16 protein-coding genes and 1 tRNA gene are annotated in these 17,146 nt (G+C 74.0%); 7 read left to right on the top strand and 10 right to left on the bottom strand.

The features are described from left to right. Positions 1–8: 8 nt before the first annotated feature. Positions 9–1,016, top strand: a complete 1,008-nt coding sequence (locus AC5WAM_RS22480) for a zinc-binding dehydrogenase (protein ID WP_495518593.1) — start codon at positions 9–11, stop codon at positions 1,014–1,016. 138 nt (positions 1,017–1,154) lie between these two features. Further along, positions 1,155–2,420 carry a GNAT family N-acetyltransferase gene (locus AC5WAM_RS22475; protein WP_495518592.1) on the top strand — a complete coding sequence of 422 codons (1,266 nt, stop codon included), beginning with the start codon at positions 1,155–1,157 and terminating at the stop codon, positions 2,418–2,420. A 45-nt stretch (positions 2,421–2,465) separates the two neighbouring features. On the opposite strand, the gene AC5WAM_RS22470 is transcribed toward AC5WAM_RS22475, so the two are convergent. Next, entirely contained in the window at positions 2,466–2,939 is a 474-nt protein-coding gene (locus tag AC5WAM_RS22470; protein WP_366791231.1) for a GNAT family N-acetyltransferase, read from the bottom strand. Between AC5WAM_RS22470 and AC5WAM_RS22465 the strand changes: the two genes are divergently transcribed. After that, entirely contained in the window at positions 2,938–4,521 is a 1,584-nt protein-coding gene (locus tag AC5WAM_RS22465) for a hypothetical protein (RefSeq protein ID WP_495518591.1), read from the top strand. The genes AC5WAM_RS22470 and AC5WAM_RS22465 overlap by 2 nt on opposite strands. Positions 4,522–4,536: 15 nt before the next feature. Here AC5WAM_RS22465 and AC5WAM_RS22460 read toward each other — a convergent pair whose 3' ends face one another. After that, on the bottom strand, positions 4,537–5,445 hold the full coding sequence (locus tag AC5WAM_RS22460) for an aminoglycoside phosphotransferase family protein (protein WP_366791229.1): 909 nt from the start codon (positions 5,443–5,445) through the stop codon (positions 4,537–4,539). Positions 5,446–5,509: 64 nt separating this feature from the next. Then, positions 5,510–6,298, bottom strand: coding sequence for a DsbA family protein (locus tag AC5WAM_RS22455; RefSeq protein WP_495518590.1), 789 nt, complete (start codon positions 6,296–6,298; stop codon positions 5,510–5,512). Between the two features lie 113 nt (positions 6,299–6,411). On the opposite strand from AC5WAM_RS22455, the gene AC5WAM_RS22450 reads away from it, so the two are divergent. Beyond that, on the top strand, positions 6,412–7,833 hold the full coding sequence (locus AC5WAM_RS22450; RefSeq protein WP_366791227.1) for an NAD(P)/FAD-dependent oxidoreductase: 1,422 nt from the start codon (positions 6,412–6,414) through the stop codon (positions 7,831–7,833). A gap of 53 nt (positions 7,834–7,886) precedes the next feature. On the opposite strand, the gene AC5WAM_RS22445 is transcribed toward AC5WAM_RS22450, so the two are convergent. Next, a tRNA-Thr gene (locus AC5WAM_RS22445) sits at positions 7,887–7,963 on the bottom strand. A 210-nt stretch (positions 7,964–8,173) separates the two neighbouring features. Between AC5WAM_RS22445 and AC5WAM_RS22440 the strand changes: the two genes are divergently transcribed. The 3 genes from AC5WAM_RS22440 to AC5WAM_RS22430 all read left to right on the top strand — a co-directional run bounded on the left by AC5WAM_RS22440 (position 8,174) and on the right by AC5WAM_RS22430 (position 10,835). After that, entirely contained in the window at positions 8,174–9,310 is a 1,137-nt protein-coding gene (locus tag AC5WAM_RS22440) for an ABC transporter ATP-binding protein (RefSeq protein WP_366791225.1), read from the top strand. 243 nt (positions 9,311–9,553) lie between these two features. Further along, entirely contained in the window at positions 9,554–10,012 is a 459-nt protein-coding gene (locus tag AC5WAM_RS22435; protein WP_366791224.1) for a hypothetical protein, read from the top strand. Between the two features lie 109 nt (positions 10,013–10,121). Next, on the top strand, positions 10,122–10,835 hold the full coding sequence (locus AC5WAM_RS22430; RefSeq protein ID WP_495523631.1) for a nucleotidyltransferase family protein: 714 nt from the start codon (positions 10,122–10,124) through the stop codon (positions 10,833–10,835). Between the two features lie 82 nt (positions 10,836–10,917). Here AC5WAM_RS22430 and AC5WAM_RS22425 read toward each other — a convergent pair whose 3' ends face one another. The 6 genes from AC5WAM_RS22425 to ispD form a co-directional block, all read right to left on the bottom strand. Next, positions 10,918–12,636, bottom strand: coding sequence for a DoxX family protein (locus AC5WAM_RS22425; protein ID WP_366791223.1), 1,719 nt, complete (start codon positions 12,634–12,636; stop codon positions 10,918–10,920). Positions 12,637–12,766: 130 nt separating this feature from the next. Next, positions 12,767–13,705, bottom strand: a complete 939-nt coding sequence (rlmB, locus tag AC5WAM_RS22420; protein ID WP_138960428.1) for a 23S rRNA (guanosine(2251)-2'-O)-methyltransferase RlmB — start codon at positions 13,703–13,705, stop codon at positions 12,767–12,769. An 88-nt stretch (positions 13,706–13,793) separates the two neighbouring features. Next, a complete protein-coding gene (cysS, locus tag AC5WAM_RS22415) occupies positions 13,794–15,200 on the bottom strand; it encodes a cysteine--tRNA ligase (RefSeq protein ID WP_495518589.1) in 1,407 nt (468 codons plus the stop codon). Between the two features lie 79 nt (positions 15,201–15,279). Further along, a complete protein-coding gene (locus tag AC5WAM_RS22410) occupies positions 15,280–15,684 on the bottom strand; it encodes a PPOX class F420-dependent oxidoreductase (protein WP_366791221.1) in 405 nt (134 codons plus the stop codon). A 97-nt stretch (positions 15,685–15,781) separates the two neighbouring features. Continuing rightward, a complete protein-coding gene (ispF, locus tag AC5WAM_RS22405; protein WP_030682302.1) occupies positions 15,782–16,282 on the bottom strand; it encodes a 2-C-methyl-D-erythritol 2,4-cyclodiphosphate synthase in 501 nt (166 codons plus the stop codon). After that, positions 16,272–17,009, bottom strand: coding sequence for a 2-C-methyl-D-erythritol 4-phosphate cytidylyltransferase (ispD, locus tag AC5WAM_RS22400; RefSeq protein WP_366791219.1), 738 nt, complete (start codon positions 17,007–17,009; stop codon positions 16,272–16,274). The genes ispF and ispD overlap by 11 nt, the downstream gene beginning before the upstream one ends. Positions 17,010–17,146: the final 137 nt, after the last annotated feature.

Here is a 17,146-nt window from a genome sequence, read left to right as displayed (position 1 = left end):
AGTTCGCCATGCACGCCGTACGTCTGCACGCCTTCGGCCCCGCCGAGAACCTCACGTACGAGACGGTCGAGGACCCGACGCCCGGCCCGGGCCAGGTGCGGATCGCCGTCGCGGCGGCCGGGGTGCACCTGCTCGACACCTCGGTCCGGGAGGGCGAGCAGGGCCCGCTGCCCCGGCTGCCCGAGCTGCCGACGGTCCCGGGCCGCGAGGTCGCGGGCACCGTCGAGTCCGTCGGCGCGGGCGTGGACACCGCCTGGGCCGGCCGGCGCGTCGTCGCGCACATCGGCTTCGCCCCCGGCGGCTACGCCGAGCTGACCGTGACCGAGGCCGCCCGGCTGCACGAGCTCCCCGAAGGGCTCGGCTTCCCCGAGGCCGTCGGGCTCATCGGCACGGGGCGCACGACGATGGGCATCCTTCAGTTCACGGAGCTCGACGCCGACTCCGTCGTCATCGTCCCCGCCGCCGCGGGCGGCATCGGCACCCTGCTCGTGAGCTACGCCAAGCACGCGGGGGCCACGGTGATCGGGCTCGCGGGCGGGCCCGCCAAGACGGCCCGCGTCACCGCGAACGGCGCCGACCTGGCCGTCGACTACACCGACCCGGCCTGGCCCGACGAGGTCCGCGCGTTCCTGAAGGGCCTGGGCGACGGCGGCCGCGCCGCGACCGTGGTCCTCGACGGGGTGGGCGGCGACGCGGGCCGGGCCGCCGTGGACCTGCTCGGGCCCGGCGGCACCCACCTCACCTTCGGCTGGTCGGAGAAGAAGGGCCCGGTGGACCTGACCGACGAGGAGCTGGCCGCCCGCGGCATCACGCGGATCAACCCGCTCGGCGGGGCCATGCTGGAGAGGGCGGGCGGCGACAACCCCGTCCGCACCCTGGAGCTGGCCGCCCTGCGCGCCTGGGAGGGCGGCTACTTCACCCCCGCCGTGCAGACCTTCCCGCTGGCCGAGGCGGCCGCGGCACACCGCGCCCTGGAGACCCGCGCCACCACGGGCAAGGTGGTCCTGATCCCCTGAGCCCCCACCTGTCCGTGCCCCGCCCGCCCCCGCCCGCCCGATCCGCCGAGCCCCCGAGCCGGGCCCGCCCGGAACGCGCGGTCACACTCCGGCAAAAATCGGATGCCCGTGCGGCTTTCGCGAACTACCGTCCGGATTATGGACTCCGCACCCCCCAGCCCGGCCCCGTCCACCGCCATCACGTTCCGCGACCTGCCGGACACCGATCTGGACCGCGCCCTCGACCTGGTCTACCTCGCCTTCCACGAGACCCCGGAGGACGAGAAGCGCAAGCACCACCACGACCTGCTGCGCGGCTGCGACCGCGTCGGGGCGTACGACGGGGAGACCCTGGTCGGCCTCCTCGCCGCCTTCCGCTTCACCATGTCCGTGCCGGGCGGCGAACTGCCGTGCCCCAGCGTCACGTTCGTCTCCGTCGCGCCCACGCACCGCCGCCGCGGCGTGCTCTCCGGCATGGTCGCGGCGCTCTTCGAGAGATGCGGCGCCGACGGCCGTCCGCTGGCGGCGCTGTGGGCCTCGGAAGACGCGATCTACGGCCGCTTCGGCTTCGGCCCCGCCACGTACAACAACACCGTCGAGGTGAAGTCCGAGCGCCCCCTGGCCCTGCGGATCGCCCCGGCCGAAGGCCCCCTGCGCCTGGTGGACCCGGCGGCCGCCCCCGCACTGCTCGCCGAGTACTACGACCGTACGCGCGCCGCCCGCGCGGGCCGCATCGACCGCACCGAGGCCTGGTGGCGCGAGGAGTGGATGGCCACCGAGGACGAGGACGACGACGACCTGTCGCCGCCGCGCGTCGTGGTCCTCGGTGACGCGGCCGACCCCGACCGCGTCACCGGGTACGCCATCTACCGCACCAAGGGCCGCGACGACGCCCCCGGCCTGGTCCGCCTGGACGAGCTGGAGGCGGACACGCCGGAGGCCGAGGCCGCGCTGTGGCGCTATCTGGCGTCGATCGACCTGACCGGCCTGATCCAGGCGTGGGGCCGCCCGCTCGACGACCCGCTGCTCCTGTTCGCCGGGGACCGCGACCAGGTCCGCGTGACGGGTCAGTACCCGGGCCTCCGGGTCCGGCTCGTCGACGTGCGCGCCGCGCTGCTCGCCCGCTCCTGGGCGGCCCCCGCCGACCTGGTCCTGGAGGTCCGCGACCCCCACCTCCCCGCCAACGAGGGCCGCTTCCGCCTGACGGTCACCCACGCGGACGGCCCGGCGGCGTACGAGCCGACCGACGCCCCCGCCGACCTCACCCTCGACGTGCGGGACCTCGGCTCGGCCTACCTCGGCGGCGCGCCGCTCGTGTCCTTCGTACGGGCGGGCATCGTCACCGAGCACACGCCGGGCGCGGCCGCCGCCCTGGACGCGGCGCTCACGACCGCGCTGCTGCCGCACACGGTCGACGCGTTCTAGCCGAGCGTTCCAGTCGACGCGTTCCAGCCGCCCGCGGCCCGCGCCCTAGGACCCGAGCGCCGCCAGCGCCCCGTCGGTCAGCCGGTACACCGTCCACTCGTCCTGCGGCTTCGCACCGAGGGACTCGTAGAAGCCGATCGCCGGGGCGTTCCAGTTCAGGACGGACCACTCCAGGCGCTCGTAGCCGCGCTCGACGCAGATCCGGGCCAGTTCCGTGAGGAGCGCCTTGCCGTGGCCGCCGCCGCGGGCCCCGGGGCGTACGTACAGGTCCTCCAGGTAGATCCCGTGCACGCCGCGCCAGGTGGAGAAGTTGAGGAACCACAGGCAGAAGCCGACCGGCTCGCCCGTCGCGTCGTCCTCGGCGATGTGCGCGTACGCGGCGGGCCGGGCGCCGAACAGCGCCTCGTGCAGCTGCTCCTCGGTGGCGCGGGCCTCCTGCGGCTCCTTCTCGTACGCTGCGAGTTCACGGATCAGGGTGTGGATGAGAGGGACGTCGGCCGGTGCGGCGGTACGAATCATGAGCGCAGCAAGCCACGGGCGACGGCCGCGGGTCAACCGGAAAGCCCTCGCCGCGCTCCTCGCCCTGGGCCTCGCCACGGGCTGCACCCCGGGCGACTCCGGCTCCGGCTCGCCCACCGCCACCCGCACGGACACCGGCGGCACCGGCGGGACCGTGGCGCTGAAGTTCTACGACCCCCAGGGCCACGGCACGCTCCTCTCCCCCGGCCGGGCCCGCGCCGTCACGCACGGCAGCGGCGGCTCCGACAGCGACGCCCTCGTCGACCCGCGCACCCTGCGCGTCCTCGACGACTTCCCGCTGTACGAGGACGGGCGGCGGCTCCGCTTCGACCTGCCCGGCCGCGGCGGGCCCGCGGCACTCGCCCTCAACTGGCCCACCGACCAGGGCTTCTCCACCGTCGTCCTCGACAACGGCGGCAAGGGCTTCACCCGCGGCACCACCGTCGTCTTCAACCACGCCGCCGCCAAGGACGCCGCGCGCCGCCTGGACGAGGCCCTCGCCCTGCGCCCCGCCTACCGCCGCTCGGCCCGCTTCACCGCCGCCCACCGCACGGCCGCGCGCGAGCTGGCCCGCGCCGACGCCGCGGACTCCGACGCGGGCCGCGGCAAGCACGGCCAGCGCGCCCTGAACGCGGTCGACGCGGCATACGGGCTGCTCCTGGAGGAGTACGGGCCGCGCGCCCGGCGCGCGCACGCGCCGTGGACGGGCGTGACCGTCGCCGACGGCGCGGACCCGAAGCGGTGGGCGCCGCTCGCCGGGCGCCTGACCCGCCCGCACGGCTGGGCCCGGATCGTCTTCGACGCGGACGACGACCCCCGCGCGCCCGTCCCCCGGCGCTACCGCGAGGCCGTGGCCGCCGCCCACGCCGCCGGCCTGAAGGTCCTCGGCCAGCCGGTCGACTCCGCGTACGCGAACGGCTCCGAGCACCCCGAGCTGGGCACCCGCGCGGGCTATCTGGCCCGGATCAAGCGGTACGTCGACGCGTTCCCGGAGATCGAGGCCTGGGAGGTCGGCAACGAGGTCAACGGCTGCTGGACGGACTCCCGCACCACCGCCGACGGCGACTGCACGGACCGGCTCCTGCCGCCGCGCGACCGCATGCGGCACAAGATCGCGGACGCGGCGGCGTACGTACGGAAGAAGCGGCCCGGGGCCGACGTCGTCCTCACCCTGTACTGGCAGCTCGGCACGGACGCGGCCCGCTGGTCGGCGTTCACCTGGCCGCGCGCGAACCTGCCGCGCACGGTCCGCGAGGACATCGACGTCGTGCTCCTGTCCAGCTGGATCGAGGACGCCCCGCTCGGCCTCGCCTTCGACCAGGTGATGACGCGGCTCGCGGCCGACTTCCCCGACCAGCGCGTCGGCCTGGGCGAACTCGGCTACTGGAACGCGGACACGTCCCGGTTCTACTGGGCCTTCGACGAGGACGACCCGGCCGCGGCCCGGCGGCGGGTCGCCCGCCGCTACTACGCGGCCGCCCTCGGCTATCCGTCGAGCGTCGGCGGCACCTTCTGGTGGTACTTCGCCCAGGAGATGCCGGGCGACGCGGGCCTGCGAGCCGCGGTACGCGAGGCCCGCTGACGGCCCGCCCGAGGCCTAGAGCGGACTCCCGAGCAGCCGCCGGGCCAGCTCCAGGTCCTCCTCCGGCACCGGACGCCCGTCCTCCACCTCCCACAGCACGTTCTGGAGCACCCGCCCGAGCGTCCACGCGAGCGCCCGCTCCCGGTCCAGGCCCAGGACCTCCGTCATCGCGTCGAAGCGCCAGCGCGCGTCGTCCGGGTCGAAGCGGTCGTTCAGGGCGGGCCAGAGATCGAAGCCGGGGTCGCCCGCGAGGGGCTTGGGGTCGATGGCGAGCCACGGCTCGCGCTCGGCCGCGAGGACGTTGCCGAAGTGCAGGTCCCAGTGGAGCAGGCGGTCCCCGGGCTCGCCCACGACCTCGCGCACGGCGTCCGCGCACCGCGCGACGAGCGCCCGGTCCGCCGGGTCGGCGATCTCCTTGAGCGCGGCCGGGGTGTCGTCGAGCATCTGCCCGGCGATGGCGCCGAGCGTGCGCATGCCCGCGGGCGCGGGCCCGGCGGTGAGCCGCGCGAGCAGCTCCGCGACGAGGAGGACGGCTCCCCGGGTCTCGTCCTTGCCCGCCTCGGCGAACCGGGTCAGCTCCCGGCCGTCACCGGCCCGTTCGAGCAGCATCGTGCCGGTGGTGGCGTCGTGGTCGAGCAGCCGCACCGCGCCGTCGCCGCCCCACACGCGCAGCGCGACCGGCTCGCCCTCGGTCTCCTCGTCCAGGACCTGGAACTTCACCACGGCCGGTGAGCCGTCGGCGCGCTCCACGGGCAGCACCAGCGCCGCCACGCCGTGCATGGAGGCGCCCACGGGCGTCAGTTCCCAGCGCTCCAGGGTCCGCGCGGCCAGCTCCGGCAGCCCCGCGACGAAGGCGCGGCCGGCCTCCCCCGCGTACTTGTGCTGGGATTCGACCAGGGCGTCCGGTACGTGGATCTCGATCACAGGCGCGACCCTACGCAGGGCGCCGCGAGGGCCGCGCCCGATTAAAACCGGCCACCCGGCTCGTTCAGGAGACCCCGGCGTCCTTGAGGGCCTTCCCGAAGTCGGCCTCGTCGTACAGGGAGTCGGCGGGTGCCTTCTTGCCGTCGATCTCGACCGTGGGCGTCCCGGAGACGCCGTCGGCGGTGAAGGCCTTCATCGCGGTGGCCACCCACGCCTTGTGCGCGTTGCCGGTCACCGCCTTGTCGAACGCGGCGTCCTTGATGCCCGCGGCCGCGCCCACCTTCAGCAGGAACGCGGGCGTGAAGCCGTCGTCGCTCTCCTCGGGCTGGTTGGTGAAGAGCGCGGAGTGGAACTGTGGGAACTTCCCCGTGTCCACGGCGGCCCGCAGCGCGTTGGCGGCGTTCTTGGAGCCGTCGCCGCCGAAGTTGTTGTCGAGGAAGGAGGCGATCGTGTACTCGACCTTCACGTCGCCCGCGGCCAGCGGCGCGACGAGCGCCTGCGCGCCGTTCTCCTCGAACTTCTTGCAGAAGGGGCAGCGCGGGTCCTCGTACACCTTCACCGTGTGCTTCGCGGACGGCTCGCCGACCGTGATCACGCCGCCCTTGACCGCGGTGGGAACCTTCGCGAGGTCATTGACCGAGGCGGGCGGGACCTTCGCCACCGGACCGGTGTCCCGGGACGGCGACTTCCCTGCCGGGTCGGACGGCCCGGCGGAGGCCGACGGGGACTTCTTGCCCCCGCCCATCCAGTCGCCGTCGCCGTCGTCGTCGGAGTCGCACCCGGTGACCACGGCACCGAGCAGCGCCACGGCGGCCACCGAGGCGGCCACGCGCCCGGCCTTGCGTACGGCCATGAAAAGCCCTCCAGAACTCCTGAAATCGCCACGTACCGCTGAGGGCACCCGAAGTACCGGAAATCTATCCGACCTCTGCCCAGAGCTCCTCGCGCGCAGTAACCTCCCGCCCCATGAGCAGCCCCTTGAGCAGCACGGACACCGTGAACGGCGGCATCTCCTTCTGGTACGCGGACGACGGTCTGCCCGCGCCCCGCGAGCCCCTCGGCGGCGACGCGAGCGCCGACGTCTGCGTGGTGGGCGGCGGCTACACCGGCCTGTGGACCGCGTACTACCTGAAGAAGGCGGCCCCGTCCCTGCGCGTCACGGTCCTGGAGCAGCGGTTCTGCGGCTACGGCGCCTCGGGGCGCAACGGCGGCTGGCTCTACAACGGCATCGCGGGCCGCGACCGGTACGCGGCCCTGCACGGCCACGAGGCCGCCGTCCGCCTCCAGCGGGCCATGAACGACACGGTCGGCGAGGTCATCCGGGTCGCCGCCGAGGAGCGCATCGACGCCGACATCCACCACGGCGGCGTCCTCGAAGTCGCGTGCACACCAGCCCAGCTGGCCCGCCTCAAGGCCTTCCACGCGGCGGAGCTGGCGTACGGCGAGAGCGACCGGGTGCTGCGCGGCGCCCGCGAGACCGCCGAGCGGGTGCGCGTCACCGGGGCGGTCGGCTCCTCCTGGACGCCGCACGGCGCACGGCTGCACCCGGTGAAGCTGGTCAAGGGCCTCGCGGCGGCCGTCGAGGCGCTCGGCGTGCGCATCCACGAGTCGACGCCGGTCACGGAGATCCGCCCCCGGCACGCCGTCACGCCCTACGGCACGGTCCGCGCCCCGTACGTGCTGCGCTGCACGGAGGGCTTCACGGCCTCCCTCAAGGGCCAGCGCCGCACCTGGCTGCCGATGAACTCCTCGATGATCGTGACCGAGCCGCTGTCCGACGAGGTGTGGGACGCCCTCGGCTGGGCGGGGCGCGAGACCCTCGGCGACATGGCGCACGCGTACATGTACGCCCAGCGCACCGCCGACGGGCGCATCGCCATCGGCGGCCGGGGCGTGCCCTACCGCTACGGCTCGCAGACCGACACCGCGGCCAACCCGGGCCGCACCCGGGCCGCCACCGTCGAGGCCCTGCGCGAGCTCCTGGTCCGCTTCTTCCCGCAGCTCACCGGCGTCGGCATCGACCACGCCTGGTCGGGCGTCCTCGGCGTGCCGCGCGACTGGTGCGCCACGGTCACCCTGGACCGGGCGACGGGCCTCGGCTGGGCGGGCGGCTACGTCGGCTCCGGCGTGGCCACCGCCAACCTCGCCGGGCGCACGCTGCGGGACCTGGTGCGGCGGGACGCGGGCCAGGCGGGCGCGACGGACCTGACCGGGCTCGCCTGGGTGGACCACCGGGTGCGCAAGTGGGAGCCGGAGCCGCTGCGCTGGCTGGGGGTGCACGGCCTGTACGCGGCGTACCGCGCGGCCGACCGCAAGGAGCTGACTCGGCCGGCGGCGCGCACCACGCGCCTGGCCCGGCTCGCGGACCGCCTCACCGGCCGCGGCTGAGCCGGGACGGCCTCGCGGCGGCCCCAGCGGAAACGGTTCGCGAGGACGGTGTGTGGAGCCCCCTGTCGGATTCGAACCGACGACCTTCGCTTTACAAGAGCGGCGCTCTGACCAGCTGAGCTAAGGAGGCCTGCACGGGCCCCGGTGCGGCCGTGCCCGTGCAGTGTAACCAACGGGACCCCCGCCGCAGTCGAAAATCTCGTCGAAGGTCATCCCCTCCGGACTACTGACAGAGCGGTGACCAGCGGGGTAGCGTCACGGGCAGTCCGGACAACTGGACTAGACCCATCCTTTACTCGGATCGTCCGGCACGTTCCTGCCGGTGAAGGGGGCCCTCACCATGGCCACTGTGACGTTCGACAAGGCGACCCGGATCTACCCGGGTTCCACCAAGCCCGCCGTCGACGGGCTCGACATCGAGATCGAGGACGGCGAGTTCCTCGTCCTGGTCGGTCCGTCCGGCTGCGGCAAGTCCACCTCCCTGCGCATGCTCGCGGGCCTGGAGGACGTGAACGGCGGCGCGATCCGCATCGGCGACCGCGACGTCACGCACCTGCCGCCCAAGGACCGGGACATCGCCATGGTGTTCCAGAACTACGCGCTGTACCCGCACATGACGGTCGCCGCGAACATGGGCTTCGCCCTGAAGATCGCGGGCGTCGACAAGGCCACGATCCGGCAGAAGGTCGAAGAGGCCGCGAAGATCCTCGACCTCACCGAGTACCTGGACCGCAAGCCCAAGGCCCTCTCCGGCGGTCAGCGCCAGCGCGTCGCGATGGGCCGCGCCATCGTCCGCGAGCCCCAGGTCTTCCTCATGGACGAGCCGCTGTCGAACCTCGACGCCAAGCTCCGCGTCTCCACGCGTACGCAGATCGCCTCGCTCCAGCGCCGCCTGGGCATCACCACCGTGTACGTCACCCACGACCAGGTCGAGGCCATGACGATGGGCGACCGCGTCGCCGTCCTCAAGGACGGCCTGCTCCAGCAGGTCGACTCGCCGCGCAACATGTACGACCGCCCGGCGAACCTCTTCGTCGCGGGCTTCATCGGCTCGCCCGCCATGAACCTCGTCGAGGTCCCGATCACCGACGGCGGCGTGAAGTTCGGCAACTCGGTGGTCCCGGTCAACCGCGAGGCCCTGGCCGCTGCCGCCGACAAGGGCGACCGCACCGTCACCGTCGGCGTCCGCCCGGAGCACTTCGACGTGGTCGAGCAGAACGGCGGCGCCGCGAAGACCCTCTCCAAGGAGTCCGAGGACGCCCCGGCCGGCCTCGCCGTGTCCGTGAACGTCGTCGAGGAGCTCGGCGCCGACGGCTACGTGTACGGCACCGCCGAGGTCGGCGGCGAGCAGAAGGACCTCGTGGTCCGCGTCAACGGCCGCCAGGTCCCCGAGAAGGGCGCCCTGCTCCACGTCGTGCCGCGCCCGGGCGAGACCCACGTCTTCTCCACCTCCACCGGCGAGCGCCTCAGCGACTGACGTCCCCCGGGGCGCGGCCGGCGCCGGGCTTCCCTGACGTCAACCGGTCCGGAGGGCCCCGTGCTCAGGCGCGGGGCCCTTCGCGCGCTCCGGGACATCTCAGCGCGTTGTCGACAAATACCCCGGCACATCGGTCATTTCGCCCGGTGTTCGTCAACATCCACTTCGCCAAACCACATTCCCCCTCACCCAACCGGGTGACTAAATGTCGCCAAATCATCACCTAGCGCTACCCTCACTCGCGTGACGCACTCCGCCAACTACACCCAGAAGTCGCGCCGAGGCCACCGCGGCCCCGGCCGCCGCATCGGGCGCACGCTCGCCCTCGTCCTGCCCGTCGTCCTGGTGCTGTCCGGCACGCTCGCGGTCACCCGGGTCAACTGGTCCGGCAGCTCATCGGATTCGGTCCTCACCGCGTCCGCGGGCGACCTCTCCGCGCCGGCCAGGTCCCGCGGCCCCCACGAGATCGTGCGCGACCGCCTCCTCCTGGAACTCCAGGAGAAGAACCCGGGCGTCGCCCTCACCCACCTCCAGCAGGAGGTCGACCGGCACCCCTCGCTCGCCAAGCACTGCGTGTCCATCGCCCGCGCCCTCGGCCGCGCCGCCGTCCGCGCCTACGGCCCGAGCCGCGCCCAGTCGTACGCCCGCCCGGTCTGCGACACGTCCTTCGCCGCGGGCGTCGCCGCCCACCACAACAGCTGAGGAGCACCGGGCCGACCCCGGCCCCACCCCTAGCGCCCCCTGTCAGCGCCGGCCACGTCGGAACCCTGCGCGCCCCAACGCGTAGGGTTCCGACATGACCACCGGTGACATCCACACAGCAAAGCCCACGCAGGCCGTGGTCCTGGCCGGCGGCCAGGGTTCCCGGCTGCGCCCGTACACCGATGATCGCCCCAAGCCCATGGTCGAGATCCCCGGCACGGGCACCCCGATCATCGGCCACCAGCTGGCCTGGCTCGCGGCCGAGGGCGTGACGGACGCGGTCGTCTCCTGCGGCCACCTCGCCGAAGTCCTCCAGGACTGGCTGGAGAGCGCCGACCTGCCGCTGAAGGTCACCACCGTCGTCGAGACGGAGCCCCTGGGCCGCGGCGGCGGCCTGAAGTACGCGGCCGCCCACCTGCCCAAGACCGACCAGCCGTGGTACGCCACGAACGGCGACATCTGGACCCGCTTCTCGCTGCGCGACATGGCGGCCTTCCACGCCGAGCGCGACGCCACCGCCACGCTCGCCCTCGCCCGCCCCCGCATCCCCTGGGGCGCCGTCGAGACCGACGCGTTCGGCCACATCACGGACTTCATCGAGGCCCCGCCGTCCCCGTACCTCATCAACGCGGGCGTGTACGTCTTCTCTGCGGCCTTCACCGCCCTGCTCCCGGACCTCGGCGACCACGAGCGCACCACGTTCCCGCGCCTGGCCCGGGAGAAGCGCCTGGCGGGCTTCCCGCTGCCGCAGGGCGCCTACTGGCGCGCCATCGACACCGCGAAGGACCTCACCGAGGCCGCGAAGGAACTGGCCGCGCAGTAGCACTGAGCAGTGCGGCAGCGCCCCGAAGGGGCGCGGGGAACTGCGCGACCAGCCACAGACGGCCTGCAGCCAACGAACGGCCTCAGCCCAGCACGCCGCCGAGCAGGCCCGGGCGGCCGCCGCTACTGCCGCCGGAGCCGCTGCCGCCGCCGGTGGTGTCCGAACCGCCCGTGGTGCCGCCGCCGGGCCCCGCGCCGCCGGTCGTGCCACCGCTGGAGGTCGGACCGCTGGTGGCGGCGGGCGGGCGCTCCTGGGTCGGCGCGGGCTGCTGCTGGGCCGGAGCCTGCTCGCCGGTGCCCTGCGTCGCGCTCGGCCGGCTGCCCGTACCGCTGACGCTGCCCGTCTCGCGGGCCGCGTCCGGCGTGCCGGTGGCGCCCTCCTGCGAGGGGCTCGCCGTGGTGCCCTGCGTCGGCGTCCCGGCGGAGGCCGAGGGACTGCGCGTGTCGCCGCGGCGCTCGCGCTTGCCCTCCGGGTCGCCCGGCAGCGGGGAGCCCGGCAGCTCGTTGCGCGGCGCCTCGCCGGGCCCCGGCACGGTCACGCGGTCCGCGTCCCGCACCGCCCCGCCGAGCAGCGAGCCGACGAGCAGCGTCAGGCCGACCACGACCGTGCCGACGAGCCCGCCCCTGCGCAGCACCCGGCGGCGCAGCTCCCACAGCGCGGCGCGCGGCCCGAGCGTGCGCCAGGCCTCCCCGGCGAGCCGGGCGTCGACGGAGTACACCGGGGCCCCCGCGATGATCAGCGGCGACCAGGCGGCGAGATAGATGATGTCGGGCGCGTCGTACGCCGGGACGGTCTTCCAGCTCACCGTCACGAGCAGCGCGATCGACAGGAGCATCCCCACCCCGGCGGCGACCCGCTGCCAGAGCCCGAGCACGGTCAGGACGCCGACGATCACCTGGAGGAAGGCGATGACCAGGCCCGCGCCCACGGGGTGCTGGAGCGCCCAGTCCCGCAGCGGCTCGGCGAGCGCCCACGGGTGCAGCGAGTTCAGCCACTTGACCATGGAGCCGCGCTCGCCGCCGTCGAAGTAGACGGGGTCGCAGAGCTTGCCCATGCCCGCGTAGATGGAGATGAAGCCGAGGAAGACGCGCAGCGGGAGCAGCACCACGCCGAGGTTGAGGCGGCGCCCCGGGTAGTACGCGTGGCGCACGCCGTTGGGCGGCTTCCCGGCGCGGCGCTCGGCCGCGTCCTCGGCGAAGTCGGCGGCCTCGTCCCCGTAGCCGTCGTCGTACGGATCGACGGCGCGCGCCTCGTCGTCGACGCTGCCCGGCATGCGCATCTGCGGCAGGAGCCGGGTGGGGCCGTGGTCGCCGCCGCGCGCGCCCACGGCGGGGGTCTGCACGGTGTCGCCGTACGGATCGTCGACGTCGACGCGCGGGATGACCTGGGTGGCACCGCCGTCGTCGTAGCCGACGCGGGCGGCCTGCGGATCGCCGCCGGCCGTGACGTCCGCCGCACGGCGCACCCCGCTGCTGCGCACGGCCTGCAGCAGCCCGCCCGCGCCGGGGTCACCCGGCTCGGACTTGCCGCTCCAGACGACCGGCGCGCGCCGGCGCGCGCCGCCGCCCGCCGCGCCCACCGCGGGCATGCGCATGGTCTCCTCGGCGGCGCTCACATGGCGGGCGACGCGCGGTGATCGGGTCCGCCCTGCCGGGGGCAGCTGGACGCGGAAGCTCGCGTGATTGACGATGACCTGCGCGGGGTCGCAGGGCACCTTCACCATGCTCAGCGCGGGAGTGTCGTCGAACCCTGACGAGCGTCCCCCCGTGGGTGTGCGGGGTGTTCTGGTGTCCACACTCATCTAACCGAGTGACGCGAGGTTTGGACACTGCCTTGACCACCCGGATCTGTCCGGACCCCGTCAAACCCCACCATTCCCCGCCACCGGCGGGCCCACGGCCCGGCCGGTGTGCGGGGTCGGCGCGCAGGGCTCAGGCCCGGCGGCGGGCCGCCTCGTAGAGCACCACGCCCGCGGCCACGCCCGCGTTCAGGGACTCGGCCCCGCCCGGCATGGGGATCCGCACGCGGAAGTCGCAGGTCTCGCCGACCAGACGCGAGAGGCCCTTGCCCTCGCTGCCGACGACGATGACGACCGGGCCCTCCAGGGCGTCCAGCTCGCCGATCTCGTGCTCCCCGTCGGCGGCCAGGCCGACGACCGCGATGCCCGCCTTCTTGTACGCCTCGAGCGCCCGCGTGAGGTTGGTGGCCCGCGCCACCGGCGTGCGCGCGGCCGTACCGGCGGACGTCTTCCACGCGCCCGCCGTCATTCCGGCCGCCCGGCGCTCGGGCACGACCACGCCGTGACCGCCGAAGGCGGACACGGACCGCACGACGGCGCCCAGGTTCCGCGGGTCCGTCACGCCGTCGAGCGCGACGATCAGCGGGTCCTCGCCCTGGTCGTACGCCGCCGCGGCGAGGTCCTCCGGGTGCGCGTACTCGTACGGCGGCACCTGGAGCACGAGGCCCTGGTGGTTGAGGCCGTTGGTCATGCGGTCCAGCTCGGGCCGCGGGGCCTCCATCAGGTGGATGCCGCCGCGCTCGCCGGCGAGCTGGATGGCCTCGCGGACGCGCTCGTCGTTGTCGATGAACTGCTGGACGTAGAGCGTCGTGGCGGGCACGCCCTCGCGCAGCGCCTCGGCGACCGGGTTGCGGCCGACGACCATCTCGGCCGCGGACTTGCCGCCGGTGCGGCGCTGCGGGCGGCCCTGCGCGCGCCGCGCCTGGGCCTGCGCGATGCGCTGCTTGGCGTGCCCCTTGCGCATCTCGGCGGGCGGCGTCGGCCCCTTGCCTTCGAGGGCCCGGCGCCGCTTGCCGCCGCTGCCGACCTGCGCGCCCTTCTTGCCGGACATGCGGCGGTTGTTAGCGGCCATGACCTACCTGTTCCTCGGGTTACGTACGTATGTCTCTGCAATGCAGTGTGCCGCCCGGCGCGCCGGGCGGCACATTCGCGGGGTCCCGCTAGCGGGAGCCGAGCGTCCAGCGCGGCCCCGACGGGCTGTCCTCGATGGCGAGGCCCGCCTGGGCGAGCTGGTCGCGGATGGCGTCGGCGGTGGCCCAGTCCTTGCGGCCGCGCGCGGCCTCGCGCTGGTCGAGCACGAGCCGGACCAGGGCGTCGACCACGCCGTTCAGCTCCTCGCCCGAGCCCTCGCCGTCGGCCGCCGCCCAGTGCGGGTCGAGCGGGTCGAGGCCGAGGACGCCCAGCATGGCCCGCACCTCGGCGAGCCGTGCGACGGCGGCCTCCTTGTCGTCCGCGGCAAGCGCGGAGTTGCCCTGGCGGACCGTGGTGTGGACGATCGCGAGGGCCTGCGGGACACCCAGGTCGTCGTCCATCGCGTCGGCGAACGCGGGCGGCACCTCGGCCGCGGGCTCCACGACGCCCCCGGCCAGCTCCACGACGCGCTGCGTGAAGCCCTCGATGCGGGCGAACGCCGCCTCGGCCTCGCGCAGGGCCTCCTCGCTGTACTCGATCATCGAGCGGTAGTGCGGGGTGCCCAGGTAGTAGCGCAGGACGATGGGGCGCCAGCGCTTGACCATCTCGGAGACGAGCACCGAGTTGCCGAGCGACTTGGACATCTTCTCGCCGCTCATGGTGACCCAGGCGTTGTGCACCCAGTACGTCGCGAAGTCGTCGCCGAAGGCCTTGGCCTGGGCGATCTCGTTCTCGTGGTGCGGGAAGATCAGGTCGATGCCGCCGCCGTGGATGTCGAAGGCGCTGCCCAGGTACTTGTGGGCCATGGCCGAGCACTCCAGGTGCCAGCCGGGGCGGCCGGGGCCGAAGGGCGTGTCCCAGGCGGGCTCGCCCGGCTTGACGGCCTTCCACATGGCGAAGTCGCGCGGGTCGCGCTTGCCGGTGATGCCTTCCTCGCTGGGCTGCTGCATCTTGTCCAGGTCCTGGCGCGACAGCTCCAGGTACTGCGGCCAGGAGCGCACGTCGAAGTAGACGCTGCCGTCGGCCTCGTAGGCGTGGCCGCGCTCGATGAGGCCGCGCATCATCTCGACCATCTCGGTGACGTGGCCGGTGGCGCGCGGCTCGTAGGTGGGCGGGAGGCAGCCGAGGGCGTCGTAGCCGTCGTTGAAGGCGCGCTCGTTCTCGTAGCCGATGGACCACCAGGGGCGGTCCTGGTCCGTCGACTTCCGGATGATCTTGTCGTCGATGTCCGTGACGTTGCGGATGAACGTCACGTCGTAGCCGCGGTACGCGAACCAGCGGCGCATGATGTCGAAGTTGAGGCCCGACCTGATGTGCCCGATGTGCGGGGCCGCCTGCACCGTGGCACCACACAGGTAGATCGAGACACAGCCCGGGGTCAGGGGCTGGAAGTCACGGATCTGCCGGGCGCTGGTGTCGTACAGGCGAATCGTCACCACTCCAGGGTAGTGGGCGCCGGGCAGTGCCCCGCTCCCCTGGGGGACACGGGGCACGCAACCGTGATGTTCCGGCCCGTCAGATGCGGCCGACGACCTTGCGGGGCGTCACGCGGACGACCACGCGCTGTGCGTCGTCCTTGGACGCCGGGTTGAAGTCGGCGTAGTCCTTGCCCGTGTACTTCCGCGACAGCTCGTCGATCAGCTCCTGGCCGCCCTCGGTGGTGAGCTCGGCGGTGCCCCGGATCTCCGCGTAGGTGTACGGGGCGTCGAAGGGCTGGAACAGCACCGTCACGCGCGGGTCGCGGCGCAGGTTCTTCTCCTTCTGCCGCCCGATCGTGGTGGAGATGAGGACGTCGTCGCCGTCGCGCTTCACCCAGACCGGTGAGAGCTGGGGGCTGCCGTCGGGCTGGATGGTGGCGACGGTGACGAACACGGGCGTGTCGAGCAGGGACTTGAGGTCTTCGGACAGTTCGGCGGACATGGCTTCGCTCCTCGGCCTGGTTGATCGCTGGACGAGTCGTACCCCTATCGGATCCCGCTGTTCCGCACCACGGGGCGGGGCGGGTTTCGGCCCTCTCTCAGCCCGTACGGACCACCAGCGCCGTCGCGATGCCGACGAGCCCGTCGCCGCGGCCGGGGAAGCCGAGGCCGTCCGTGGTGGCGCCGGAGACGGAGACCGGGGCGCCCACCGCGTCCGAGAGGACCTTCTGGGCCTCCTCGCGGCGCTTGCCGATCTTCGGCCGGTCCCCGATCACCTGAACGGAGACGTTGCCGATGGTGAAACCGGCCTCGCGGACGATCCGCGCGGCCTCGGTGAGCAGCGTGAGCCCCGAGGCCCCGGCCCACTCGGGCCTGCCGGTGCCGAAGTGGGCGCCGAGGTCGCCGAGCCCGGCGGCGGAGAACAGCGCGTTGCACGCCGCGTGCGCGACGACGTCCGCGTCGGAGTGCCCGGCGAGCCCCGGCCCCTCGCCCTCCCACTTGAGCCCGGCGCACCACAGCTCGCGGCCGTCCTCGAAGGCGTGGATGTCGGTGCCGACGCCGACCTGCGGCAGCGGGTACGGCAGCGGTTCAGAAGCCATCGTTGGCCCTCCTGCGGGCGAGTACGGCCTCGGCGAGCACGAGGTCGAGGGGACGGGTGACCTTGAACGCCTCCTCGTGGCCGGGGACGAGCACGACCGGCTCGCCGAGCCGCTCGACGAGCCCGGCGTCGTCCGTGGCGCCCTCGCCGACGACGTCGGCCTCGTGGGCGCGGACCAGGGTGGCGCGATCGAAGCCCTGGGGCGTCTGCACGGCGCGCAGCCGCGCGCGCTCGGGCGTGGCGACGACCGGCTCGGGCGCCCCCGGCGCACCGGGGTCGACCTCCTTGACGGTGTCGGCGAGGGGCAGCGCGGGCACCACGGCGGGCGCCCCGTCGCGGACGGTCTCGATGACGGTGTCGACGGTGTCGACGGGCACGAGCGGGCGGGCCGCGTCGTGCACGAGGACGATGCCGACGTCCGGCGGGAGGGCGTCGAGGCCGAGCTTGACCGACTCCTGGCGGGTGGCGCCGCCGGGCACGACGACGACGTCGGTGCGCTCGGGCAGCGCGTGGTCGGCGAGCAGCGTCTTGACCTCGGTGGCGCCGTCCGGCGGGGCGACGACCACGACGAGCGTGACGGCGCGCGAGGCGGCCAGGGCGCGCACGGCGTGGACGAGCATCGGCGTGCCGTTGAGGGCGCGCAGGGCCTTGGGAGCACCGGGGCCGAGGCGCACGCCGCGGCCCGCGGCGGGGATCACGGCCGCGGTGCGAGAGGTTACGTCAGACATCGGTTCCGTTCAGGTTTGTGCGCTCGGCCGACATGGGTATGGCCACACCGTGCCGGGCGCGACGCCTTGACCGGACCCTTCCGTGACATCTGGTCGAGCCAGCTGCCCGAGCCCGGCACGCCAAAGTACCGGGGGAT

This window comes from Streptomyces sp. JLYT201, from assembly GCF_059448825.1.
The sequence above is the reverse complement of the archived record's forward strand: the minus strand, read 5'-3'. Positions and strand labels throughout refer to the sequence as shown.